The organism is Hymenobacter wooponensis (assembly GCF_004745865.1).
GTDB classification, from domain to species: domain Bacteria; phylum Bacteroidota; class Bacteroidia; order Cytophagales; family Hymenobacteraceae; genus Hymenobacter; species Hymenobacter wooponensis.
On the sequence record NZ_SRKZ01000008.1, the window covers coordinates 23716 to 47727 of the forward strand.

At 65.5% G+C, this 24012-nt stretch carries 20 protein-coding genes and 1 pseudogene; 8 read left to right on the plus strand and 13 right to left on the minus strand.

All coding sequences use genetic code 11. From position 1 onward, the window contains the following. Window positions 1-221: 221 nt before the first annotated feature. Together EU557_RS22545 and EU557_RS22550 are read right to left on the minus strand one after the other, a co-directional pair. Complete coding sequence (locus tag EU557_RS22545; RefSeq protein WP_135532748.1) at window positions 222-455, minus strand: ATP-binding protein; 234 nt, start codon at window positions 453-455, stop codon at window positions 222-224. An 11-nt stretch (window positions 456-466) separates the two neighbouring features. After that, window positions 467-1825 (minus strand): sensor histidine kinase, encoded by a 1359-nt coding sequence (locus EU557_RS22550; protein WP_135532749.1) that lies wholly within the window; start codon window positions 1823-1825, stop codon window positions 467-469. A 467-nt stretch (window positions 1826-2292) separates the two neighbouring features. Between EU557_RS22550 and EU557_RS22555 the strand changes: the two genes are divergently transcribed. Next, window positions 2293-2625 (plus strand): hypothetical protein, encoded by a 333-nt coding sequence (locus EU557_RS22555; RefSeq protein WP_135532750.1) that lies wholly within the window; start codon window positions 2293-2295, stop codon window positions 2623-2625. A gap of 124 nt (window positions 2626-2749) precedes the next feature. Here EU557_RS22555 and EU557_RS22560 read toward each other — a convergent pair whose 3' ends face one another. The 7 genes from EU557_RS22560 to EU557_RS22590 form a co-directional block, all read right to left on the minus strand. Then, complete coding sequence (locus EU557_RS22560; RefSeq protein WP_135532751.1) at window positions 2750-5056, minus strand: GH92 family glycosyl hydrolase; 2307 nt, start codon at window positions 5054-5056, stop codon at window positions 2750-2752. Between the two features lie 177 nt (window positions 5057-5233). Continuing rightward, the gene (locus EU557_RS22565; RefSeq protein ID WP_135532752.1) at window positions 5234-5683 is read right to left on the minus strand and encodes a hypothetical protein; all 450 of its coding nucleotides are present in this window, start codon (window positions 5681-5683) and stop codon (window positions 5234-5236) included. After that, the gene (locus tag EU557_RS22570) at window positions 5680-6564 is read right to left on the minus strand and encodes an ROK family protein (RefSeq protein ID WP_135532753.1); all 885 of its coding nucleotides are present in this window, start codon (window positions 6562-6564) and stop codon (window positions 5680-5682) included. Before EU557_RS22570 ends, EU557_RS22565 begins: the two co-directional genes overlap by 4 nt. Window positions 6565-6807: 243 nt before the next feature. After that, the gene (locus EU557_RS22575) at window positions 6808-9198 is read right to left on the minus strand and encodes a glycoside hydrolase family 3 N-terminal domain-containing protein (RefSeq protein WP_135532754.1); all 2391 of its coding nucleotides are present in this window, start codon (window positions 9196-9198) and stop codon (window positions 6808-6810) included. A gap of 92 nt (window positions 9199-9290) precedes the next feature. Next, window positions 9291-10736, minus strand: coding sequence for an alpha-L-fucosidase (locus tag EU557_RS22580; protein WP_245326363.1), 1446 nt, complete (start codon window positions 10734-10736; stop codon window positions 9291-9293). Window positions 10737-10824: 88 nt separating this feature from the next. Beyond that, window positions 10825-11550: a copper homeostasis protein CutC gene (locus EU557_RS22585; RefSeq protein WP_135532755.1), complete on the minus strand. Its 726-nt coding sequence runs from the start codon at window positions 11548-11550 to the stop codon at window positions 10825-10827. After that, on the minus strand, window positions 11547-12572 hold the full coding sequence (locus tag EU557_RS22590) for a glycosylasparaginase (RefSeq protein ID WP_135532756.1): 1026 nt from the start codon (window positions 12570-12572) through the stop codon (window positions 11547-11549). The genes EU557_RS22585 and EU557_RS22590 overlap by 4 nt, the downstream gene beginning before the upstream one ends. 331 nt (window positions 12573-12903) lie before the next feature. On the opposite strand from EU557_RS22590, the gene EU557_RS22595 reads away from it, so the two are divergent. The 3 genes from EU557_RS22595 to EU557_RS22605 are packed head-to-tail and all read left to right on the plus strand — an operon-like array spanning window position 12904 to window position 16116. Next, window positions 12904-15285, plus strand: a complete 2382-nt coding sequence (locus EU557_RS22595; protein WP_245326364.1) for a TonB-dependent receptor — start codon at window positions 12904-12906, stop codon at window positions 15283-15285. Window positions 15286-15307: 22 nt separating this feature from the next. Beyond that, window positions 15308-15829, plus strand: coding sequence for a DUF4249 family protein (locus EU557_RS22600; protein ID WP_135532757.1), 522 nt, complete (start codon window positions 15308-15310; stop codon window positions 15827-15829). Further along, window positions 15757-16116, plus strand: a complete 360-nt coding sequence (locus tag EU557_RS22605; protein WP_135532758.1) for a DUF4249 family protein — start codon at window positions 15757-15759, stop codon at window positions 16114-16116. Before EU557_RS22600 ends, EU557_RS22605 begins: the two co-directional genes overlap by 73 nt. A 51-nt stretch (window positions 16117-16167) precedes the next feature. On the opposite strand, the gene EU557_RS22610 is transcribed toward EU557_RS22605, so the two are convergent. The 4 genes and pseudogenes from EU557_RS22610 to EU557_RS22620 form a co-directional block, all read right to left on the minus strand. After that, window positions 16168-16947: an MBL fold metallo-hydrolase gene (locus EU557_RS22610; protein WP_135532759.1), complete on the minus strand. Its 780-nt coding sequence runs from the start codon at window positions 16945-16947 to the stop codon at window positions 16168-16170. Between the two features lie 289 nt (window positions 16948-17236). Beyond that, on the minus strand, window positions 17237-20329 hold the full coding sequence (locus tag EU557_RS22615) for a M16 family metallopeptidase (RefSeq protein ID WP_342588277.1): 3093 nt from the start codon (window positions 20327-20329) through the stop codon (window positions 17237-17239). Between the two features lie 90 nt (window positions 20330-20419). Continuing rightward, window positions 20420-20593 (minus strand): annotated as a pseudogene (locus EU557_RS25980) (helix-turn-helix domain-containing protein); the annotation flags it as partial. 82 nt (window positions 20594-20675) lie between these two features. Beyond that, window positions 20676-20978: a hypothetical protein gene (locus EU557_RS22620; protein ID WP_135532761.1), complete on the minus strand. Its 303-nt coding sequence runs from the start codon at window positions 20976-20978 to the stop codon at window positions 20676-20678. Between the two features lie 234 nt (window positions 20979-21212). Here EU557_RS22620 and EU557_RS22625 point away from each other — a divergent pair, with 234 nt between their 5' ends. The 4 genes from EU557_RS22625 (at window position 21213) to EU557_RS22640 (ending at window position 23981) form a co-directional block, all read left to right on the plus strand. Beyond that, entirely contained in the window at window positions 21213-21830 is a 618-nt protein-coding gene (locus tag EU557_RS22625) for a class I SAM-dependent methyltransferase (protein ID WP_135532762.1), read from the plus strand. Between the two features lie 413 nt (window positions 21831-22243). After that, window positions 22244-22651, plus strand: coding sequence for a hypothetical protein (locus EU557_RS22630; RefSeq protein WP_135532763.1), 408 nt, complete (start codon window positions 22244-22246; stop codon window positions 22649-22651). Window positions 22652-22825: 174 nt separating this feature from the next. Continuing rightward, window positions 22826-23428: a GrpB family protein gene (locus EU557_RS22635; protein ID WP_135532764.1), complete on the plus strand. Its 603-nt coding sequence runs from the start codon at window positions 22826-22828 to the stop codon at window positions 23426-23428. Window positions 23429-23780: 352 nt separating this feature from the next. Further along, window positions 23781-23981 (plus strand): hypothetical protein, encoded by a 201-nt coding sequence (locus EU557_RS22640; protein ID WP_135532765.1) that lies wholly within the window; start codon window positions 23781-23783, stop codon window positions 23979-23981. Window positions 23982-24012 lie beyond the last annotated feature (31 nt).

The following is a 24012-nucleotide window of genomic DNA, read 5'->3' on the forward strand; positions in this document are numbered from 1 at the left end:
TCGCTGCGCGCCGGCCGGCACCTGCTGCTAGCCCTGCTGGCTTCCGGTGGTGCGCCCGGGCGAATACCCGCTTGGCGGGGGTAGCTGCCGACCGATGATAACGTCCGCCGCAAGCGCGGGTTCCCTTCCTCCGGATGCTCCCCTCAGCCACCGCCCCTCGGATAAATGCCGCCCAACCACGGCCCTTGGCCCTGGGGCTAGCCGGCCCAGCTCGTGTATTATTACGAGGGCAAGGTGGGGATGTACACCCGGAACGTTGAGCCTACTCCCAGCTCACTTTGCACTTCCACCCGGCCCCCCAGATTCTCCACGATCTTCTTGACGGTATAGAGGCCTAGGCCGGAGCCCTCGACGTGGTTGTGGAAGCGGCGGAACAAAGCAAACAGGGAGGCCTGCTGGCTCGTATCGAGGCCTAGGCCATTATCCTGCACCGTCAGACACCAATACCCATCCACGGTGCGGCAGCTTAGGTAGACGTGCGGGGCCGGTCGGGATAGCGATACTTAATGGCGTTGCTCAGCAGGTTGTACAGCAGGGAGCGCAGGCTCTTGGCGGGCATGGCCACCAGGGGGCAGGCCGCCGCGTCAACCTCCAGTACCCCGCCCGTTTGCTGCAGGGCCGGCAGCAAGTCTTGGCGCAAGTCCTCCACCACGGCCGCCAACTCAATGGGGGGAGCGGTGGGTTCGTAGGCCTGGTGCAGCTGGAGCACGTCGTTGAGTTGGACCAGCGTCCGTTGGAAGCGCGCCACCGCGCCCTGCATCATCTCCAGCAGCGCCGCCGCGTCCGAGGGAGGCGGGGTTGGCAGCGCTTCGCCCAGGGCCTGCACCAGCCCTTCCAGGTTGTTGATGGGTCCTTTCAGATCGTGCGCGGCCATGTAGACAAAGCTGTCCAGGTCGGCATTGACGCGCGTCAGATGCCGGTTGGCCTGGTCCAGCTCTTGATTAAGCACCTGAACCTGCTCCCGGGCCTGTACCTGCGCGGTTACCTCGAAGGCAAATACATACACGGCGTCTACCCGCCGGTGTTCATCCAAGCGGGCCTGCAACGTGTAATTGAAATACGAGTCCTCCAGCCCTGCCTCCGCCCGGCGCAGCAACGGAATGCACATGTCCAGCTCTTGGTGGGTCTGGCCCGTGCGGAATACCTCCTGCAGTTGCTCCCAGACGGGCGTGCCCCGCATTTCGGGCAGCGCCTCCAGGAACGGTTTACCCAGCAACTCACGGTCAGGAAACAGCTGCTGGTAGCTGGGGTTGACCAACTCATAAACCATGTCGGCCCCCTGCAACAGGCAGATGGCGGCCGGGGCTTGCATCACGAGGTGGCTCAGGCGCCCCCGCTCCCGCTCGGCTTCGGCCAGGGCGTCGTGCTCCCGGCCCTGGGCTTGCACCATGGCCCGGCGTGCCCGCACCTCCTCCGTGACGTTGACCGAGCTGTGAATGATATAAGACAGGTTACCCTGCGCATCGAAGACGGGCGTATTCAATGGCTTCCAGTGGCGCTCAACAAAATGGCCCGGGCGGTCCGGGTCGAGCACATCGTAGTGCTGCAGGGCCATTTGGTGAGGCTGCCCCGTGGCAATAACTCGCTCCAGCGAAGCCCGCCAGTTTCGCACGGCATTGGCCTGCGGCGCGGCGGGGTTGTCGGGAAAGGCATCGAACAGGTAGCGGCCGATCAGCTCTTCGCGCCGTTTCAGGGTGTCGGCCAAGTACGCGTTGCTGGCCGTGAGAATGATGAATTCGGGCGATACGACGATGTACGAATCGGGTACGGTTTCGAGCGGTTTAAGCTGCTGAGCCAAGGGGGAGGTGGGTTCGGTAGCGTGCATACCTCACCGTAACGAGGCTGAGCAAAAAAAGCTGCACGACCATTCACCTCGCCCCAGCCCCACCCCGCAAGGGCCTTGGTGTCGCCGGCGAGGTATCCCAGGCCCGCAAAGACCCGGACATGTCCCCTTATCCCCTGCTTAGCTGAAGGCGGCTTCCTGGCACCTAATCGCCCACTGACCAGCCCGCTGCATCTCGGCAGCGTAGGCCAGGTCAGCCAGGTATCGTTCCGGCCACACTGCCGTGAGGATCCCCTGCCTTTACTGGCGTGTGTCAGGCGATACCCCAACCAGCCGGGCGGGGTTGTTCCGGGGAGCCATCCTGTACCCGGGCGGGCCCACCCCCACGGGTGGGTTCCACCCCACCGGCCCAAAATCAACTGTCCCCTCCCCTGCCTCCCCAGCACAACCTCGCCCGCCCGGAGGAAGCGGAACCATAACCTCCGCCGCATTTACCAGTACGTAGGCAAGTGAAACCACTGAAACAGGCCCTCGTCACCGAACTCACGGCCGCCCTCGCTGCCATTCTACCGCCGGCCGCCGGTACCCTCCCCAAAGGAGTTGCCCACGCCCTGGATGACTTAGCCGACAGCATCCTGCGCTGGCGGGCCAGCCAGCAGCGCCCCGCCCGCTCTTTCCCCGGCAAAACGGGCTCCTCCGAGTCCGACGCGCTGGCCCGGCTCATGGACAGCCGCCTGCACGAGGAGGAGGAGCCCGCTCTTGCCCCCGAAGCGCCGGTGGCCCTCCCCGAACGGTCGGGGCAGGAACGCAAGCGCCGTCCTCGCCTGGGCGCCGGGCGCTAGCCCGCTCGCAGGAGCTCACCAGCCCAGCAATTGCCGGTGACAGAAGTTGCCCGGCAGACCGGACCCGTCGGGAGGAGTAAGGTTATCCGACGACGGGGCCGCGAAAGCAAACCGCCGGCTTCCCCTACTCGACCGGGAGCACCGACCTGGGTCGATCGGCGGCGGCCACGCCCCAGGTAGGGCTCGGTGCAGGCCCCATTTCGAAGATAAGGTTGCCGCCCTGCAGCAGCTCCCGGTGCGTGATGTAGGACTTGGTGTAGGCTCGGCCGTTGAGCGTAACCGCCTGGATATACTTGTTGGTGGAGCTGTTGTTTCTGGCTTCCAGGGTCAGCGTTTTGCCGGCGGGCAGCCGGATGGTAGCGTGCTGCACGGCCGGGCTGCCGAACACGTAGGCCCCATTGGCCGGGTTAAGGGGGTAAAAGCCCAGGGTGGAGAAGACGTGCCACGCCGACATCTGCCCGACATCCTCATTGCCGATGATGCCGTCGGGCCGGGCGGTGTAGAAGTTGTCCGTGATGAACCGGACTTTGTCGGCAGTCTTCCAGGGCTGGCCCACGTAGGTATACAGGTAGGCAATGTGGTGGCTGGGCTCGTTGCCGTGCGCGTACATGCCAATGAGCCCCGAAATGTCGTTGGAGGCTTCGGCCCCCATGTCACCCCGCGCGGTGAACAGGGAGTCCAGCTTCTGGCTGAACCGCTTCTCGCCGCCGAGCAGGCGGATGAGGCCCTCCACGTCCTGGGGCACGAGCCAGGTGTACTGCCAGGGGTTGCCCTCCGTGAAGTCGCTTTTCATGTGCACCGACGTAAACGGGTTGAAGGGCGTGCGCCACTCCGTCTGGCTCAGGCGGCCGCGCATGAACCCAACCCGCTTGTCGAAGTAGTTTTCGTAGTTTTTGGCGCGCTTGCTGAAGTAGGCGTAGTCGTCGGCCTTGCCCAGCTGCCGGGCCATTTGGGCAATACACCAATCATCAATGGCGTATTCCAACCCTTTGGATACGCTTTCCACCTCGCCGCCCGCGGGAATGAAGCCCAGCTCCTTCACGGCCTTTAGCCCCAGCTCGTCGCGCATAGCCGTGGCGCGAACCGCCTCGTAGGCCAGGGCGGCGTCGAACCCCCGGAAGCCCTTCAGGTAGGCATCCACCACCACGGGCACGGCGCTGTAGCCCACCATGCAGTTGGTTTCGTTGCCCATCAGGTGCCACACCGGCAGCTTGCCCTGCTGCTGGTAGATGGCCAGCATGGAGCTGACCATGTCGTTTACCCGCTCGGGCTGCAGGATGGTGAACAGGGGGTGGGCCGCCCGGTAGGTGTCCCAGAGGGAGAACGTGGTGAGGTTGGTGAAGCCCGCGTGCGGGTGCACCTGCTGGTCGGTGCCCCGGTAGTCGCCGTTGTGGTCGTTGAAGATGGAGGGCGCAATCATGGTGTGGTAGAGAGCCGTGTAGAAAGTTTTCAGGCGGGTTTCGTCGGCCTGAATCCGTACTTTCTGCAGCTCCTGGTTCCAGGCCGCATCGGCTTTCGCCACCACTTTGTCAAAGTTCCAGTGCGGAATCTCGGCCCGGATGTTGGCCAGGGCTCCCTGGGAGCTGACGGGGGAGATGCCCACCTTCAGCCGTACCTTTTCCCCCGCTTGGGTTGCGAAGGTGATGACGCCCTTGAGGCGGGTGCCCGTGGCCGCGGGCGCGGTGGTGCCGAGCGTATCCAGCACCTGCACGCTGCGGAAGCTACGGATGGGCTTGGAGAGCACCGCCGCGAAGTAGAGCCGCTGGTCCGCGGCCCAGCCCTTGGAGTTGCGGTAGCCAATCAGGGTGCTGTCGTTGAGCTGCTCGATATGGGTGTCCGTGGCCAGGTCCCAGCCAATGCCCTGCTGCAAATCGAACACCAGGTGCGCCGCGCGGGACTTGGGGAAGGTATACTGGTGGAAGCCCACCCGCTCGGTGGCGGTGAGCTCCGCCTTGATATCGTAGCGCTTCAGGCGCACGGCGTAGTAGCCGGGGCGGGCTTGCTCTTCCTGGTGGGAGAACAGCGACACCAGGCCGCGCGCGGGGTTCTTCACCCGCCCTTCCGTTACCCGCACCTCCCCGGTGGTGGGCATCACCGTCACATCGCCCAAATCCCCGATGCCCGTCCCGCTCAGGTGGGTGTGGGCAAAGCCGACGATGGTGGAATCGGAATAGTGATACCCCGAGCACCAGTCCCAGCCCTCGGTGATGTTTACCGGCCCGAGCTGCACGGCCCCAAACGGCACGTTGGCCCCCAGGAAAACGTGCCCGTGGAAGCCCGTGCCGATGTAAGGGTCCACGTAGCGGGTGAGGCTGGCGGCCTGCGCCCCCCCCGCCGGCGCCGGCCGGGAACTGGCGCAGGCCGCCAGCAAAACGGCGCCGCAGGTGAGGGTGGCGGCGGGTAGGATAAATTGACGGTAGATGGGCTTCATCAAATGATTTTCTAGTACCGGGAAAAGGAGTAACCCATGGCCCTACTGCCGGGCCTAGGGTGAGGAGGATTGGCCTACCACTGATCTGGCGGGGCGAGGCCGGTAGTTAATGCACCACAGTTTCATCGGCAAACAGCCGGGGGTCGGGTTGCTGGGCTCCGGCCGGCGGGGCATTTTTCACCGTGATTCAAACAAATCGGGCCGGGGTGGGCTCCGCGTCAACCCGGCGACTTCCACGCGGGCCGGCAGCCGAATTCCGGAACCCGCGGCCTGCAGAAACGTGCTTTTCACCGAGTTGATGGTGGCAACCGGCTCCAGGTCGAGCGTCGCCAGCAGGTCGGGGCAAAAAAAGCCCAGCCACTGCTCATCGGTGTGGCTGGGGGCGCCCTGCTGCCCAGCCACCAGGGGGCGGGGCCCCGCCCCCCGGTAGGTTTTGTGGGCTGCCTTAGCCAGCTCCCGGGGCCGGGCAAAGCCTATGTGCAGGGTCAGGTGCCGCGGCGGCCGAATAATCGATTTAGCACTGCGGAATTGGGGCAGTTGCTGGGCGGTGGCTGGCACCCAGGCCCAGCTACCACCCCTGCCCAGGCCTAGCGCCAGCCCGAATGATACCCGGAGGTTTTTTTTCACAAGGAAGACGCGGGATAAGGATTAGTAAGCTGCTCCTGCTTCATGTGGCACAGGGCCGCGGCCCCCAGGACGGCCGCATTGTCAATCGTCGAGGGGGCAATAACCAGCTGCTCAACGACCCCAGGGAACGGGAACTCCCGCAAGCTTTCGTGCAGGCCTTCCCGGAAATACTCGAAGCACTTGCTGACCGAGCCGCCCAGGAAAATGGCCTGGGGCGCCACCGTAAACAAAATGATTTTGATGGCGTTGCCCAGGTGGCGCCCGAATTCCCTCAAGACGGCCTGCGCCGGGGCATGGCCCTGCTGGGCCAGCGCGTGCCACTCCGCGCCGGGCCGGTCGGTTTGCTGGGTGAAGAACTTGCCGCTGCAGTACTCCTCCAGGGTTTTGTCGCGGTACGGCACGCCGCCAAACTCCCCGGCCCCGGAGAGGGCCCCCGCGTACAGGGCGTGGTTGAGGATGAGGCCCGCGCCCACGCCGGTGCCCAGGATCAGGCCTACTAGGTGGGCAAAGGGCCGCCCCTGCCCGTACATTTTCTCGCCCACGGCGAAGGCATTGGCGTCGTTGGCCAGGTACACGGGCTTGCCAAAGCGACGGGTGAGGTACTGCTTCAGGGGCACCTGCCGCCAGGAGGGGATGTTCTGCACGTTGTAGACGATGCCATTTTCCTCATCCAGCAGGCCCGGCACCCCGATGCCGATGCCGGCCACGTCCTCGTCCACCACGGATTCGAGGTGAGCCGCCAGCTCCGCCAGAATCTGCTCCTGCGGGGCCGTGGCGGCCGTTTCAAACCGCTTTTCCCAGATGATAGACCCGTGCTGCACCACCCCAATGTGGATTTTGGTGCCCCCGATATCTACCCCAATGTACGTGGTGTTGCGCATGCAGTGCTGGCGCCGGCCCGTGGTTTTACTGGCGCTTGGAGCCTCAAAGTACTGATTAAGGCCCGGGGCGCCGCTAAAATATTTTTGCCAGCGCCCTGGGCTGGCAGCGCAACCCAGCCCTCGCCCCTAGGCCCGGCCCGGCCCGGCAAGCTAGGGGGAGGGTCAGCCGGCAAGGCCTGCCGGGTAGCCCCGCGCCCACCTACGGGCGGCCGCTAAAGCTCCGGCGCGGCCCGCTATGCCGACCTACCGCCCGGCCGCCGGCCGCGTACTGGCTCCCGTCACGGTAAACTGCCCTCGCAACCGGATGTCCTCCGATGAGGCGCCCACCAGCACCGTGAAAACTCCCGGCTCCACGGCCCACTCCAGCTGCTGGTTGAGCAGCTGCACATCCTCCGCGCCGAGTTCAAACACCACTTCCTGCTGCTGGCCCGCCGGCAGGTGGAACCGCCGGAATTTCTTGAGCTGCTTCAGGGGCGTAACCACGGAGCTCACCTCGTCGCGGAGGTAGAGCTGCGCCACTTCGTCGCCGGCGCGGGCGCTGGTGTTTTTCACCTTGAAGCGCACCTCCACTTTCAGGGGGCCGGTGCTTTCCCGGGTTGTAACCTGCAAGTCGGAATACGCAAACTGGGCGTAGCTCAGGCCGTGGCCGAAGCAGTACAGGGGGCGGGCATCCATTTCCACGTACTCCTGCCGGGCGGGACGCGGGGCGTTGTAGTACACCGGCAGCTGGCCCACGTGCTTGGGCACCGAAATGGGCAGGCGCCCGGCGGGGTTATAGTCGCCGAACAGCACATCCGCCAGGGCGTGCCCCCCCTCCTGACCGGGGTACCAGGCGTCGAGCAGCGCCGGGACGTGGGCCTGCATCCAGCTTAAATTCAGGGGCCGGCCCTTGATGAGCACTACCACTACCGGCGTCCCGGTTTTCACCACGGCCTGCAGCAGCTCCTGCTGCTTGCCCAGCAAATCCAGGGTGGCGCGGTCGTACCCTTCGCCGCTTTCCATGTCGCTGATGGCCGTACCCCCGGCCGGGGGTACGGTTGCCGCGCCGGTGCTCTGGTACTCGGTTCTAAAGTCGCGGGCGCTGGAGCCCCCCAGCACCACGACGGCCACCTGGGCTTGCCGGGCGGCGGCCACGGCCCCGGCAATGTCGGCGCTGGTGGTATCGCGAATGGCGCAGCCCCGCACGTACGTGACCTTCGTGGCCGCCGACACCTTGCCTTTGATGCCCTCCAACACCGTGACGATGCGGCCGGCGGGCTGGGGCGCGGTGTAGTCGCCGAGCTGGTTGTAGATGTTGTCGGCGTTGGGGCCAATAACCGCAATGCTGGTCAGGGACTTGGCCAGCGGCAGCAGGTTGTGCTCGTTCTTGAGCAGCACCAGCGACTCCTGCGCCACCTGGCGGGCCAGCTGCACGTGGGCCGGGCTGTTCACCTGGCGGGCGCCCTGGCGGGCATTGACGTAGGGGTTTTCGAACAACCCCATCTCCACTTTCAGGCGCAGTACCCGCCCCACGGCCCGGTCCAGCCCCGGCCCGGAAACGAGCCCCTGCTGCACGGCCTGCAGGAGCGCCTGGTCGTAGCCGTAGCCGCTCAGATCGTCGTCCAGCCCGGCGTTGAGGGCCAGGGCCGCCGCCTCGGCCGGGGTGGCCGCCACGTGGTGACTCGTAACCAGGCCGCTGATGCTGCCCAGGTCGGACACGGTGAAGCCCTGAAAGCCCCATTGCGTGCGCAGCACGTCGGTCAGCAGCCCCTGGTTTGCCGAGGAGGGCACCCCGTCAATGGAATTGTAGGAGGTCATGACGGACTGGGCCCCGGCCCGCACCGCGGCCCGCATTGGGGGCAGGTAGCTCTGGTGCAGCTCCCGGTAGCCCGGGCTGCTGCTGCCGCCATTATGCCCGCCCTCGGGCACCCCGTAAGCGGCAAAGTGCTTGAGGGTGGAAATCACGTTGACGCCGCTTTTCAGGCTGCTGCCCTGCAAGCCCTTGACCATGGCCACGCCCAGCTCACTGGTGAGGACGGGGTCTTCGCCGTAGGTTTCCTCAACCCGGGACCAGCGCGGCTCGCGGGCCAGGTCCAGCACCGGGCCGTAGCCAATGTGGCCGCCCTGCCCCCGCACTTCCAGGGCAATAGCCGCGGCCATGCGCTGCAGCAGGGCGGGGTTCCAGGTGCTGCCCTGGCCGATGGCCGTGGGAAACACCGTCGTGCCGATGGCCATGTGGCCGTGCGGGCATTCCTCCGCCAGAAACAGGGGGATGCCCAGCCGGGTATGCTCCACGGCGTACTTCTGCAGGGCGTTGGCGGCGTGGGCCGCTTGCCCGGGGTGTAGGCCAGTGGTCAGGGTTTTCTTGGTCCAGGGGTCGGCGCGCAGCGTGGCCCAGAGGGCGCCGATGTGGCGCTCGTCGACTGCTTTCCGGTAGGCCGCACTGGTGGTAATCCGCGCCCCCTTTTTCTCGTACATCTCCCAGCCCAGCACCGTCGAGAGCTGGCCGACCTTCTCCTCCACCGTCATGCGGGCAAGCAAATCCCGAACGCGCTCTTCCGTCGGGGCCTGGGGGTCTTGGTAGACTGGCCTGGCCGTTTGAGCCCGGGCGGCCGCCCCCATCAAATACAGGCCGAGGATAAGGTATGCGCGCATGGAATACAGGAAGGAGAGGACGACGTATTGGGCTAACTTGGGCAAGCGGCGGGCCACTGGCTGAGCCCGGGACTACCCAGGCGGCTGTGGCCTTAGTTCGCCGTAAAGGCAAATGCCAGGGCCGGGTAGGAGCCGGCTTGCTGGGTGAGGGAAGCGGGCAGCGTAACCCGCACCTTGTCGCCCTGCCGGGTCCAGGGCACGCGCCGGCCCGTTTGCAGCAGGGTCATTGCGCTTCCCTGCCTGGGGATATTGCCCGTCCACTCGATGACGGCGGGCGCGGCTTCGTTCTCGGGCAGGCAGGCAATGGCGTAGCGCACATTTCGGGGGCCCTGCGTGAAGTAGGTGCGCCCATCCTGGTAGTGCGCGGTGGGGCGGGTGTTGTAAATGGCCGCCCCGTTTACTTTCAGCCACTGGCCAATTGTCAGGAGCCGCGTCACGGCTTCGTCGGCCAGGGTGCCATCGGGCTTCGGCCCCACGCCCAGCAGCAGGCTGCCGCCCTTGGCAACGACTTCCACCAGCGCGTGGACGATGCGAGTGGGAGACTTGTACTGGTCGTGCGGCACGTAGCCCCAGTTGTTGGCCAGGGTCAGGCAGCTCTCCCAGGGGGTGCTGAGCTGGTGGTCGGGCACGCGCTGTTCGGGCGTTTGGTAGTTTTCGTAGGGGCCGTGCACGGTGCGGTCAACCAGGAGCAGGCCCGGCTGGGCCTGCCGGGCCATGGCAGCAATGCGGGGCATGTTAACGTCCTGGCTGAACTCAGGAATTGGCGCCCCCCAGGCGCGCACCTCGGCATTCACCGTTTCGCGGGGGCGCACCCAGCCCCCATCCAGCCACAGAATGTCAAGGGGCCCGTACTCGTGCATCAGCTCGCTGATCTGGTTGTAGGTGAACTCCTGGTACTGACGCCAGCGCCCCGGGTACTTGCGGATGTCGTAGTTCACGTTGCGGTCGGGGGTGGCGTACTTGGGCCACCAGAAGCTCGGCGAGTGCCAATCGGGCTTGGAGAAGTAGGCCCCCACCATGAAGCCCTCCCGGCGGAAGGCCTCGAACACGTGCTTGGCCACGTTGGCCTGCGGGTGGTCTTGGAAGGGGCCGTTGGTGATTTTGAAGTCGGTCTGCTTCGTGTCGAACAGGTTGAAGCCGTCGTGGTGCTTGGTGGTAAACACCACGTAGCGCATGCCCGCCCTTCGGGCCACCCCCGCCCACTGCGCCGGGTTGAACTGCACGGGGTTGAACTCCCTGCTCAGGCCCCAGTACCACTTCTTGTAGTCCTCGTAGGCCAGGGTGCTGTCCCGCTCAATCCAGCTTTCCGAGCACAGCTGCCACGACTCAATAATGCCCGGCACCGCGTACAAGCCCCAGTGCAGGATCAGCCCGAACTTCTGGTCGCGCCACTTCTCCAGCTTTTGCCTGACCAGCGGATCGGTGGGCACCTCGTACTGGGTGGACTGCGGGTGCAGGCCCGGCTCCTGGGCCCGCAAAGGCCTCGCGAAAGCGGCCACCAGCAGGCCTAGGCAAAGGGTTGCGTGACGGAACATCATAGCCGTGAAAGAGAGGGAACGTCAAGAGGCCGGCGGCACGGCCGCGCCCCGGTCAGCTCCGGGGCGGGTACGGGGAGCGGGCCGGAGCTCACCCTAGGGACCGGAGCCGCCCGACCAGGTCCTGCACAATGGTTGGGTCGGTTTCCCAGCGGGGCGCATCAAACTCCGTGGCTTTTGCCGCGGGCAAACCCGGAAGCCTTCGTTTCGCGCTGGCGTGAAACTCGTGGGCCCCCGTGCGCTGCGCCAGCCCCTGAATTGTGGCGGGCGTTACGCCCGAGCCCGGCATAATGCTGAGGCGGCCGGCCGCCTGCCGGACCAGCGCCGCCAGCTGCGCTTGTCCCGCTTCGGCCGTGGGCTGCCCCCCGGAGGTCAGCAGGCGCTGGCACCCGAGGTGGATAACGTCTTCCAGGGCCTGCTCCTGGTCGGGGCAGGCATCAAAGGCCCGGTGAAACGTAACCGACAGCGGCCCGGCCGCTTCCACCAGCGGCCGGCAAGCCGCCAGGTCTACGCGGCCCGCCTCGGTTAGCGCCCCGAGCACAACTCCCGCGCACCCGAGCGCGCGGCACTGCCGGATGTCGGCGGCCATAATGGCTTGCTCCTCCGCATCGTAGCAGAAGTGGCCCGGCCGCGGCCGAATCAGCACAAACACGGGGATGGTCAGCTGGGCCAGCACCCATTGGATGGTGCCGAACGAAGGGGTAGTGCCCCCTTGCTCCAGCTGCTGGCACAGCTCAACCCGGTCGGCGCCCCCCACCTGGGCCGCGACGGCCGAGTGTCCCGACCCCGCGCAGATTTCCAGCACCCGCGTCCTCATTTCAGCAGGTAGTCGGCTTGCAGGAGCTGCTGCTGATTCTGGGCGTTGCACACGGCGTAGCTGAAGCCCTTCTGCAGGGCGAAGGCCCCGTACTGGCCCTGGTTGTTAAGGGCAATAAAGCACACCTGAATGTCGCGGGCCTTGGCTCCCTTGATGCGGGCTACGCGCTCCACGGCGGCTTTGCAGGCCGCGGTGGGGGAAAGGCCCTGGCGCATGAGCTCCACCACCGTGTGGGAGCCGGCAATGCGAATCACGTCCTCGCCCTGCCCCGTAGCGGCGGCGGCCCCCACGGCGTTATCCACGAACAAGCCCGCGCCAATGAGGGGGGAGTCGCCGAGGCGGCCGCGCATTTTAAAGCCCATGCCGCTGGTGGTGCAGCTGCCGCTGAGGTTGCCCTGCGCGTCCTGGGCCAGCATGGCAATGGTATCGTGGTTGTTGGCGCCCCCCACCGGTCCCACGGGCTTTTTGTTGCCGGAGTTCTCGATATTGACAATGGGCTGGTACTGGCTGGTCTTGAGCCACTCCCGGTAGGCCTTCGCCGCATCGGGGCTGAGCTGCTGGGGCTCCAGGGCAAAGCCCTGAGCCACGGCAAACTGCTGGGCCCCCTCCCCCACCAGCATCACGTGGGGGGTGCGCTCCATGATGCGCCGGGCTACGCTCACGGGGTGCTTGATGCGCTCCAGCGCGGCCACGCTGCCGCAGTTGAACTGCTCATCCATGATGCAGGCATCCAGCGTCACGATGCCGTCGCGGTCGGGGTTGCCGCCCAAACCCACGCAGCAGTTCTGGGAGGCTTCCGTCACCATGACCCCGGCCTCCACCGCATCCAGCGCCCGGCCGCCCTGGCTGAGGACTTTCCAGGCCCCCAGGTTGGCGGCCAGCCCGTCGTTCCAGGTGGAAATAACCAGCGGCTTACTGGCCAGGGGCGGCGGGGGCAGCGCCAGCGCGTCGGCAACCGGGCTCGTGGCCAAGGCCGCCAGGCCAGCGGCGGAGGAGGAAAGAAACTTGCGGCGAGTAGGCATAGAAACAGAATACGAGGTGGACTTCGGCAATGAGACTGCTAGACTACTGAAAAGTAGGGGTAATTGAGGTATGGTTTCGCAAAGTATGCGCAGCCAACGGTTTCGGGCGCGCCGAAACCCTGAGTAGCACCGCTTCGGCCGCGGCGCCGGGGCGGGGCTACTCAGGGGCCCGGGAGCGGCCGTTCCGGGAGGAGAAGGCAGCGAGCGAAACCCCGGTTCTGACGGACTAGGTCGGGGACGCGGCGCCCGGGGACGAGGTAATGGCTACTTTTGGCCCGGTATTCTACTCCTGAGGGCCCTTGCTTGGTCTTCAAATTCTTAGCCTACATCCTTGAACCATCCCATTGAGGTCACCGCCCCCGGCCGCCGGAACACCTGCTCCCTGGTCGTGGTGTCAACCCTGAGCCTGCTTACGGCCCTGAGTCTGACGCCCGCCCGGGCCCAAACCCGCGTTACGCTGAGCGGCACCGTCAGGGATACTAAAACGGCGGAAATCCTGAGTGGCGCCACCCTGCGCGTGGTAGAGCTGCCGGGCGTGGGCACCAGCGCCGACGCCCAGGGGCACTTCACGCTCACGGTTCCCGCGGGCCAGTACACCCTCGAAGCCAGCTTCTTGGGCTACCAGACGAGTAGGCGCCCGGTGCCGGCCACCAGCAGCCAGCTCCTGGACCTGCGGTTGGCCGCGGACGGCCAGCAGCTGCGCGAAGTAGTCGTGACGGCGCGCCGCCAGGAGGCCACGATCAGCCGGGCCCAGGCCGGGGTGGAAACCCTTGACACCCGCCAGATTGCCAAGGTGCCGGTACTGTTCGGGGAGAAGGACGTCATCAAGACCCTCACCCTGCTGCCGGGCGTGAAACCGGCCGGGGAAGGCAGCAGCGGCTTCTCCGTGCGCGGGGGCAACGTGGACCAGAACCTGGTGCTGCTGGACGAGGCCCCCATCTACAACGCCTCCCACCTGCTGGGCTTCTTCTCCACCTTCAACTCCGACGCCGTGCGCGACCTGACCATCTACAAGGGGGGCATGCCGGCCCAGTACGGCGGGCGCCTTTCCTCCGTGGTCGACGTGCAGCTCAAGGACGGCAACGCGCAGCAGCTGCACGGCAGCGGCGGCATCGGCCTGATTGCCTCCCGGCTGGCGCTGGAAGGGCCCCTGGTCCGGGACCAGGGCTCCTTTATCGTTACCGGGCGCCGCACCTACGCTGACGTGTTTCTCAAGGCCTCCCCCAACGAGGACCTGCGGGATGCCCGCCTGAACTTCTACGACTTCACGGCCAAGGCCAACTACCGGCTGGGCGAACGCACCCGCCTGTACTTTTCGGGCTACCTGGGCCACGACGTCATGGGCACCAGCGGCTTCGGCTTCAGCTACGGCAACACCACCGGCACGCTGCGCCTGCAGCACCAGCTCAGCGGCAAACTCGCCTCCAACACGGCCCTGATCTACAGCAAGTACAACTACCAGATTGAGCTTAACTCCGAGACGGTCGCTTTCGCCATTGCCTCCCGGATTCAGGACTGGAACCTGAAGCAGGACTTTGAGTGGGACCCCGCGGCCGGCCAGAAGCTGCGCTTTGGTGCCAACCTGATTTACCACACCATCACCCCGGGCCGGGTGGAGGCCGACGCCGACGCGGCGATTAACGCCACGGCCGACAAAACCAGCTACGCCCTGGAGCCGGCCGTGTACGCTTCCCACGAGTGGGCCGCCACCCCGCGCCTGGACCTGACCACCGGCCTGCGCTTTTCCGGCTTTAGCCTGCTGGGGCCCGGGCAGTACGCGCGCTTCGACGCGGCGGGCCGCCCCCTGACCACGAGGAATTATGGCGCGGGCGAGGTGGTCAGAACCTACCTGAACCTGGAGCCACGCCTGGCCGCCAGCTACCAGCTCACGCCCAGCAGTACGGTGAAGGCCGGCTACGCCCGCAACGTGCAAAACCTGCACCTGCTCAGCAACTCCCTGGCCTCCTCGCCCACGGACCGCTACATCCCAACTTCGCCCACCGTCAAGCCCGAGCTGGCGGATCAGGTGTCAGCCGGCTACTTCCGCAGCCTGGGTTCCAGCCGGGCCTACACCTTGTCGGCGGAAGTCTACTACAAGTCGCTGCGCCACCAGATTGACTACCGCGACGGGGCCGCGCTCAACCCGACCGGCGACGTGGAAGGCGACCTGCTCTCGGGGCGGGGCCGCACCTACGGGCTGGAGCTGCTGGTGCGCAAGGAAACCGGCCGCCTAACCGGCTGGGTGGCCTACACCCTGAGTAAGTCGGAGCGGCAGTTCGCGCAGATAAACCGCGGGGCCTGGTTTAATGCCCGCCAGGACCGGCCGCACGATGTGTCCGTGGTAGGGGTGTACCAGCTCACGCCGCAGTGGAGCATCTCGGGCACGTTCGTGACCAGCAGCGGCTCCCCGGTTACGTACCCGGTGGGCAAATACGAAACCATGGGGCAGGTGGTCAGCCTCTACGGCCCACGCAACGCCGAGCGCCTGCCGGTGTACCGGCGCCTAGACCTGGGGGCCACTTTCGAAAAGCAGCGCCCACCGGGTCAGCGCTTTCACAGCAGCTGGAACTTCTCGCTCTATAACGCCCTGGGCCGGGAGAACCCCTACAGCATCAACTTCCAGACGGTGGAGGACGACCCGACCCGCACGGAAGCCGTGCAGACGGCCCTGTTTCGCTGGATTCCCTCGGCCACCTACAACTTCAACTTCTAAGGCACTCCTAGCCCGCTGGCTCATGCGTCCCCCGTTTCCCAAATTTGCGTTTGCGCGTTTCACCCTAGGCCTCGCCGCCGCACTGCTGGCCACCGCCTGCACCAAAGTCGTGGACCTCGACCTGCAGGATGCGGCGCCGCGCCTGCTGATTGAGGGTCAGCTGGCCAACGACGGCCGCCCCTGCACCGTGCAGCTCTCGCGCAGCACCAGCTACCAAAACCCCAACGTCTTCCCGCCCGTGGTGGGCGCCGTCATTACGCTCAGCGACGCCGGCGGCGGCCTGGAAACCCTGCGGGAAACCAGCCCCGGTCAGTACCGGGGAAGCACGATTACCGGCCAGCCCGGCCACCGCTACACGCTGCGGGTGGAGACCGAGGGCCAGAGCTACGTGGCCCAGTCCACCATGCCCGCCGTCGTGGAGCTGACCGGCCTGCGCGTGGAAAAAGGCTTCTTCGGCGACCTCCTCTCGTGGTGCCGCAGTTTCTGGACCCGGCCGGGGAGCGCAACTACTATGTATTCCGCCAGTACCGCAACGGACGGCTGAACCCGAGCCTGTTTCTGCGCGATGATGAGCTGACGGACGGTAAACCAAACGCGCGGCCCCTGGTCGGGGGCGGCGGCCGGGAGGAAGACCAACTCGTTGCCGGCGACAGCGTGCGCGTGGAGATGCAAACCATTGACGCGGGAGTGCACGAGTACGTGCGCACCCTCAACGAGGTGCTCGGCGGCAACAGCGCGGCCCCGGCCAACCCCACATCCAACTTCTCCGGGGAGGTGCTGGGCTACTTCAGCGCGTACACCTTGCAGCGGCGTAGTCAGCGCCTGCCGTAGCTTCGGTTTCAGCGGCCAAGTAGGCTAGGCCTGCTCCCGGGGTGGGCCAGCCTATTTGGCCGCCGGGTACCAGTTGCGCAGCCGAACGTCTATTTTCTGGTTGGCCGCGCGGACGGCTTTTTTAAAGCCCTCCACGTCACTCAGGCCGTTCTGCCCCCGGTAGTGGTACGGGTACACGATGCCCGGCTTGAAGGCCAGCACGGCCTGGGCGGCCTGCTGGGTGTCCATGGTGTAGGGCAGGTTCATGCACACGAATGCCACGTCGATGTTTTTCAGGGCGCGCATTTCGGCAGTGTCTTCCGTGTCGCCGGAGAAGTAAACGTTTTTGCCGCCCAGGTGCAGGACGTAGCCATTGCCCCGCCCCTTCGGGTGCATGGCATCGGCCGCCTCGGGCAGGTTGTACATCGGGATGGCCGTAATGCCCAGGCCGAGGGTGTCGAGCCGCTGGCCGTTGCGCAGCACGCGCACGCGGGCTTTATATTCCGCCGGCAGCTTCGCCGCTACCGCGCTGGGCACTACCAGCAGGGCCTTGCCAAGGGAGAGGCCCGCGAGCGTTTTCGGGTCCAGGTGGTCGCCGTGAATGTCCGTAATCAAGACCACGTCGGGCGCGGCCAGCCCGGCGTAGGCCTCCGCCCCGCCGTAAGGGTCCACGTAGATGGTCTTCCCGCTTCCCGTGAGCACCACGCTGCCGTGGGTGATGGGCTGGACCGTGAGGGAACCGGTGGGGGTCGTAATCTGGTCAGCGGCGGCGCGCGGGGTAGCGGCGGTTTGGGCCTGCGCCTGAACCGCCAACGCCGTCAGCGCGGCCGTGAGAAGGAAGGTAGCGTTCATCTGATTCAGCCGGTGAGGGAGTGATAGTCGTGGGTTTTGGCAGGAGGTGGCGCCCGAAGAAGGAGCCCGCCTGCCAGGTGGGACAATAACGAGCTTTCTGCGCGCAAGTTGGGGGCGCCAACCCCCGCGGCCCGCGCGGGTCCCGGCCGCCTAGGCCTCCTCCGGGCTGAGTCCCTGAGCTTGTTGCGCAGGAAGCTTCCGGCCCCAGCGAGCCCCGGGCCCCGGCCGGGTACTGGCGGCCCCAACTGGTACTGGTAACCAGAGTAGGCCGGCAAGCGCCTATAGAGCTTTATTTCAGGGGTGTCCCGTTTCTGTCCAGCAGGGTGATGTTGCCGTTGGCAAACTTTTTTACTTCCTCGTACTGGGTGGCTTTGTCGCCCACGACCACGTAAACCAGCTCTTTTTCCGGCATGTATTTGCCGATGGTGGCCTGGAAATCCGTCACTCCCATCTGCAGCAGCTTCTGCTGGTCGTCCTCCAGGAATTTCGGTGACCTGTTGAACTTGCTGATGCGGCGCAGAATGCCCAGCTTGGCGCCCTGGCTTTCGTACACCAGGGTGTTGCCCTTCAGGATCTTGCTTTTGGCAATTTCCACGTCGGCGGGGCTGAAGGTGGGCCCGTAGTCGGTCAGCAGCTGGCGGATAAGCTGCAACGAAGCGCCGGTGGCATTGGCGCGCACGCTGGTGGTAACTACGAAGGGCGCCATTTCCTTGAGCTCCAGCACCGACGAATTTGCGCCGTAGGTGTAGCCCTTCTGGATGCGCAGCAGCTGAGTCAGGCGCCCGCTGGCGCCGCTGCCCAGCACGGCATTGGCAAACGTGGCCTTGCTCAGGTCGGGGTCGGTGCCGGTCAGGGCCAGCTTACCGATGTAGAGCACCGACTGCTTGGCGTCGGGCACATCAACGAAGTACACGTGGCCCCCCCGCGTTTGGGCGGGAAGCTCCTGCTTGGGCTGGCTGACGGCTTTCGCCGCCCAGCTCGCGCCCAGCGGCTGCAGGGCCGCGGCTACCGTACTCTGGTCAATGGCGCCCACCACGTGCACCGCCGCCCCGGCCGGCGAAATGTTCGTGTTGTAGTACGCCTTCACGTCATCCAGGGTGATGCCGGCCGTGGTTTCCAGCGTGCCGATGCTCGGGGTGCTCAGAATATGGTTCGGCCCGTATAGCAATTTGAAAAAGGTGAGGCTGGCTACCGACGCCGCATTCGCCTCCTGCCCCTTCAGGTTGGTGGCCAAGGAGCTTTTCAGGCGCGCAAACTCGACGGCATCCCACCGGGGCTGCAGCAGCATTTCCTGCACCAGCGCCAGCGTGGGCCCGAAGTTACGGGCCAGGCAGCGGGCCTGCACCCGGATTTCTTCATTGGTGCTGGTAACCGCAATGGAGGCCCCCAGCAAGTCAATGGCTTCCTCAAGCTGGGCCGGGGTTTTCTGGGCCGTGCCCTGCGTGAGCATCTGGGCCAGCAACGAAGCGGTGCCGGCTTTGCTGAGGGGGTCCAGGGAATGGCCCCCGGGAATGGTTACATCAAAGGATACCAGCGGAATTTCGCGGTTGTCGATGCCGTACACTCTCAGGCCATTGGCCAGCGAGGCATTCCAGATAGTGGGCACCTTAAACAGCGGCGTTTGCAGAAAGGGTGGTTCGGAACGGTCGTATTTGGTGACGGTTTTCTCAAACACGGCCTCCTTGCCCTGCCCTACATCCTCGTTCTGCACCCCGGCAACGACTTTTTCCTGGTACACGGTGGCTAGCTGCGCCCCCTGCACCACCAGGTTTTGCTGGCCCTTGGGCACCACGCTGGTCATCACGTAGGGCTTGCCCTTGAGGTAGTGGTTGTACACCCGCATCACGTCGGCCCGCGTCACGGCCTGGGCCAGCTTCGCGGCTTTGGTGAGGTGCGCCGGGTCGCCGGCAAACTCGTTGTCGCGGCCCATCTGCAGGGCTTTGCTCAGCACCGATTCCACGCCCGAGTACAGGTCGGTTTCAATTTTGGCCCGGATGCGGGCCAGCTCCGTGTCGGAAAAGCCCTGGGTTTCAAACCGCTTCAGGCCCTCCTGAATGGCCCCGTGCACCTGCTGCAGGCTCGTGTTGGGGTTGGCCCGCACCTGAATGATAAACTCGCCCGCCAGCTCACTGCTGTATTGGTAGGCCCCAACCGCGGGCGCCAGCTTCTGCTCTTCCACAATCACCTTGTAGAGGGGCGACGTGCGGTTGCCCGCCAGCAGCTGGCCCAGCACCTCCAGGGCGTAGGTGTCGCGGTGGTACTCCTGAATGCTGGGAAACACCAGCTGCAGCTGCGGGAGGCGGGCGAAGTTGTCTTCCAGGTAGAGCGACTTGGTCTGGGTCAGGCCCGCGGGCCGGGGGGCGAGGGGCTTAACGGGCGGCCCCTTCTTGATCTCGCCAAACCAGCGCTGCACCTTGGCCTTGGTTTCGGCGATGTTGATGTCGCCGGCAATAACCAGCGTGGCGTTGTTGGGCCCGTAGTACTGGTGGTAAAATTCCTGCACGTCGGCCAGGGTGGCGGCCTGCAAGTCCGGCAGCGAGCCAATCACCGTCCAGTTGTAGGGGTGGTCGGCCGGGTACAGGTTTTTGCGCAGCACCTCGCTGGTGGAGCCGTAGGCCACGTTGTCGTAGTTCTGGCGCTTCTCGTTCTTTACCACCTGAATCTCCCGGGCCAGCGCTTCCGTGGTCACCGTCTTGATCATGTAGCCGAGGCGGTCAGAGTCAATCCACATGATTTTGTCGAAGGCATCCTTGGGCACCACTTCGTAGTACTGGGTGCCGTCGTTCCAGGTGCTGCCATTGCGCTGCCCGCCCCACTCTTCAATGAGCTTGCGGTTGGCGCCCACCGGAGCATTTTCCGAGTCATTGAACGACATGTGCTCGAAGAAGTGCGCAAAACCGGTTTTGCCGGGCTTTTCGCGGTTAGAGCCCACGTGCATGATGGTGGCGAAGGCCACAATCGGGTCCGAATGATCTTCGTGCAGCACCACTTCCAGCCCATTCTCCAGCACGAACTTTTCGTAGGGCAAGGCGAAGGCGCTGGCCTTGGCCGCGGAAGGTTTCGGCGCAGTTTGGGCGGGGGCCGGGGTACCCCAGCAGGTCGCGGCCAGCAGAAGGGCCGCTAGAATATTCGGGTGATAACGCATCGGGCCGAGCAGGTAGTGGATAAGAAAAGTAATAGTAGCTCTTAATTCGAAGAATGCCGCATAACCATAAGGCGGCAACGGGTGAACCGTGCCTTCCGAGACGAGGCAGCAGACTCGTTCCCGGGCGGGGGTAGCCCAGCTTAGGAAGTTGGTGCCTCTTGCGGGCCAGCCCGGAGGGCGAGCCCACCCACCGGAGCGGGCAATGGCATCTGCTCGCCTTCCTAACTCGGTTCCCATTACGTGGCTCAAGCAGCCCCACTGCGCCACCTGGGCAGGGCAAACGCTTAGTTCAGGCAGTGGGCGCGGTACGCGGGGCGGCGTCAGGCCGACGACCTTTTTGAAGAGCCGCGTAAAGTAGGGTGGGTTGTCGAAGCCGAGCTGGTAGGCCGTCTGCGCAACGGTGTTGTCGGTGCTGATAAGCCAGTTTTTTGCTTCGCCCAGCAGGAAAAAGTGGCCGTGGTCGAGCGCCGTTTGGCCGGTTTCCTGCTTAAGCAAATCGGTGGGGTAGCGGGGGGCGTGCCGGGCGGGGCCTGCAAGCTAGTCTTCGTGAAGGCAGTTGCGCCCCCCGCCGCCGCGGCATCAGCTAGCCAACCTGCGGCAGGTTCACGAGTGGGGCCACTGCCGCCAGCAGCTGATCCCGCAGCTGGTGCCAGGGCAGGGCTTCCATGTACTCGCTCAAGCTGCACAGCTCTTCGTAGGTGCGGCGCAAGGCCTGCTGCTGGCAGGAGGGCAGGGACGGATCGATGGCGTGGCCTAGGTAGAAAATCCACACGGGCAGGCAGATGGAGAGCGTGATGACTTCCACTTCGCTGCCGGTTGAGAACCGGCGAATCTGGAGGGCTTGGGCCTGAATTGCTCTTACCTCCCTAAATAGGCTTACAAACACAAGGAAACTGCGCTATATCTAATTGCACTGCAAAGTAGCTAAAGCCCTTTAGACAAACTATATACTATATATTTATTGTGTTTTACACTGACTGGTGGGTGCTACCCCGGGCTGCCTGCCCGGGGTAGTAGCCCCCAGACCGGGCAGGGGCGCCCTCGGGTGGTGGCAAGAGCGGGGCGGGTGTAGCTCCGGGCGCCGCAACATCAGTTGGCCCGGAACTTCGTATGGGTAGTAATGAGACAAGTTCCCTTTGCTACGCCTTCCGCCGACGTTGCCAACGAGGTAGCGCTCGAGCTGTTAAGTCAAACCTTCCTGGCCTGGGACGCGCCGCTGTTGGATCTGGGTGCGGGCAGCAGCTCGTTTGTGCCCGCGCTGCTGAGCGAGGGCTACTCCAATGTAGTGGCCGTGGATGTCAGCCCCGGGGCGCTGGAAGCCCAGGCCCAGCAGCTTACGCCCCAGCAGCGCGACCAGGTGCTGTGGGTGGTGGACGACGTTACCCAGGCCCAGCACCTGCCCTGGCTGGACCCGATCCTGTTCTGGCACGACCGGGCCATGCTGCCGGTGCTGACTCACCCCGCCCACCAGCGCGCCTACCAGGCCCTGCTGACACAAATGGTGCTGCCCCGCCTCGGCTGGGTGCTGCTGCAGGTCGACCGGCCCGGGGGAGGCGGCCAGCGCGGCGATATGCGCACCCAACCCTACACCATCCAGCAGCTGCAGTCCTTCGTGGGGCCCGAGTTTGCGCTGCAGGCGTACCGCGAGTACGTGGCGCAGGAGGAAGCGCCGCAGCCCCGCCTGTACGCCTTGTTCCGGCGCCTCGCCGATGCCGCCGGCCAATTTCGCAGCGCGTAGGGTCCGGCGGTAACGGCCGAGGCCGGGTGGGCTGCTTACGCCCCAAGTCGCAAGAAGCAGTTGCCCGTCACCGCCCGGCCCGGCTCAGCTGGCGCTTACCCCCTCCGGTTGGTTCTCCCGCTAGCCGTGCGGAAAACGACGTGGAGTCCGGAGCGTGACTTTGGGGCCCGGGCCCGCTCCCGGGACGGTCGCTCCCAATCTAGCCAGCCGGTCTCTTCCGCCGAAAGCGCAAAACCTCGGCGGCGCTTTCCGGCGGAGCCGCCGCTGGCTGCCAGGGGGCCGGGCGGGCGGGACTATGCGCCAGGCCCCCTGGTTCGTTTGGCAGTTCCTTCCACTAGAGCCGGCGGCTGGCCGGGAAGCTAGCATCATCTTTGTATTGCGCTGTTTCTATCTCGTCTATACCCCTAGCGCCTATGCCGGACTCTTTATTCGAACTACACCCCGCGGGCTGCCTCGCACTTTCGGCCCAGGGCGTGGTGATGCTGACCGTGGAGCCCGGCGCGGTAGAGCTGCGGGCCGCGCAGGACCTATTCGAGCGGGCGCTCCTGCTGCTCAGGCGCAGCCAGCGGCCCAAGCTGCTGCTGGATCTGCGCTACTGGGCCAGCGACGAGCCCCCGCTGATAAGCTGGCTGCTGCTGGACTGGGGGCCGCGGGCCATGGCTAGTGGCTACCTGCGGCAGGTGGCCGTGCTGCCCTCCGCCATGCCCCTGGTTCGCCTGCAGGCCACCCAGTTTTGCCTGGAGGCCCGGCGGCACTACGGCTTAATCAGTCGGATCTTTTGCGCGCACCCGCCCACGGCAGCCCTCGAGTGGCTGGCGTGAAAGCCAGCCGCCGGCGCCAGGATTCACCGAGAAGCTATTACCAACCCCGACGGAAAAGTTTGGGCGCGCAAGCTTCCCCTAAAGGCGGGTAGGGCCCGGTAATGAGGGCCCCTTGTTGCCGGGCTACTTCCTACTTTAGGGCGGTTTCCGGTTCCGCCCACCACCTGTTCCCGCATGTCGACAGCCCCGCCTTTTGCTTCCTCCCGGCCAGTCCTGCTGCCCTACCAGCCCCGGTGGGCCCGGGAGTTTGCGGCCTTGGCGCAGCGGCTGGCTCCCCTGGTGGGCAGCTCGCTGCTGCGCATCGACCACATCGGCTCCACGGCCGTACCGGGCCTGCAAGCCAAGGACGTGCTGGACGTGCAGCTCACCGTGGCCGACCTCACCCAGACCGCGGAGCTCACGCGCGGGCTGACCCAGGCGGGCTTTCAGCTGCGCGCCGGGTTCCGCTACGACGAGTTCGGGCAGCTGCCGGCCCACTGCCCTGACTTGCGCAAGCTCTACTGGCGCGAGCCGGCCGGGGAGCGCCGCCTGCACCTGCACGTGCGGGAAGCCGGGCGGTTCAACACCCGCTTTGCCCTGCTGATGCGCGATTACCTGCGCGCCCAGCCCGCGGCCAGCCAGGCCTACGGCCGGCTGAAGCAGCGGGCGGCCACGCTGTTTCCCTCCAGCATCGAGGGCTACCTCTACATCAAAGCGCCGGTCTTCGAGTTGCTGTACCACGCGGCCGCGGGCTGGGCCGCGCAGACGGGCTGGGAGCCCCCGGCCGGAGCCGCTTAGCTCGCCGCTCAACACCCTGACTACTTAGTATTTAGGCCAAAATACACTCCCTTCCCGCCAGCTCTATGTGGCCACTCGCCTAAAAAGCCACCGATTGTTCTGTCGAACCGGCCTTGGAAAGGACGGCATCGTGCTCGTCAGGGGCGCCAGCTAAGCCAAAGAACCCTTGAGCGGCCTGGTAGGCCTGCCCGAGGGTTGCGCTGACCCGGTTTTTCTCCCGCTGACCAATTTACCCGGAGCCAGCGGGAGCCGTTTCTACTGCCGGGCAGCCCAGGAACGACCACGCCTATTGTGTTTAATATTTTTTATATAAATATTGCCATCTATCTACCGCTGCCTGCGCGCTAAGCCGATGAATGCTCGAGGTTTGTTTCAGTCCCTGCTGTCCAGATGGTGGCGCCACCGGGCCTACGCCAAGGTGCCCTACCCTTACCAGAGCTGGACCCAACTGGCCGCCACCGGCGATAAGGCAAACTTCTACCCGGACTTCTTGCGGGCAGCAGTTGCCCGGGAACGCGCCGCCCGGCTTGCTAAAATGCGAAAAGCCGCCTGACCCGGCCCGGGAGCCCCCGGGCTAGTGCCGA

Coding starts and splice junctions, on each gene's coding strand:
- EU557_RS22560 (WP_135532751.1), bottom strand. CDS start 5,056: ATGAAGCCCATCTACCGTCAATTTATCCTACCCGCCGCCACCCTCACC.
- EU557_RS22580 (WP_245326363.1), bottom strand. CDS start 10,736: ATGATGTTCCGTCACGCAACCCTTTGCCTAGGCCTGCTGGTGGCCGCT.
- EU557_RS22590 (WP_135532756.1), bottom strand. CDS start 12,572: ATGCCTACTCGCCGCAAGTTTCTTTCCTCCTCCGCCGCTGGCCTGGCG.
- EU557_RS22640 (WP_135532765.1), top strand. CDS start 23,781: ATGAATGCTCGAGGTTTGTTTCAGTCCCTGCTGTCCAGATGGTGGCGC.
- EU557_RS22570 (WP_135532753.1), bottom strand. CDS start 6,564: ATGCGCAACACCACGTACATTGGGGTAGATATCGGGGGCACCAAAATC.
- EU557_RS22550 (WP_135532749.1), bottom strand. CDS start 1,825: ATGCACGCTACCGAACCCACCTCCCCCTTGGCTCAGCAGCTTAAACCG.
- EU557_RS22575 (WP_135532754.1), bottom strand. CDS start 9,198: ATGCGCGCATACCTTATCCTCGGCCTGTATTTGATGGGGGCGGCCGCC.
- EU557_RS22600 (WP_135532757.1), top strand. CDS start 15,308: ATGCGTCCCCCGTTTCCCAAATTTGCGTTTGCGCGTTTCACCCTAGGC.
- EU557_RS22630 (WP_135532763.1), top strand. CDS start 22,244: ATGCCGGACTCTTTATTCGAACTACACCCCGCGGGCTGCCTCGCACTT.
- EU557_RS22585 (WP_135532755.1), bottom strand. CDS start 11,550: ATGAGGACGCGGGTGCTGGAAATCTGCGCGGGGTCGGGACACTCGGCC.
- EU557_RS22610 (WP_135532759.1), bottom strand. CDS start 16,947: ATGAACGCTACCTTCCTTCTCACGGCCGCGCTGACGGCGTTGGCGGTT.
- EU557_RS22615 (WP_342588277.1), bottom strand. CDS start 20,329: ATGGGAACCGAGTTAGGAAGGCGAGCAGATGCCATTGCCCGCTCCGGT.
- EU557_RS22635 (WP_135532764.1), top strand. CDS start 22,826: ATGTCGACAGCCCCGCCTTTTGCTTCCTCCCGGCCAGTCCTGCTGCCC.
- EU557_RS22625 (WP_135532762.1), top strand. CDS start 21,213: ATGAGACAAGTTCCCTTTGCTACGCCTTCCGCCGACGTTGCCAACGAG.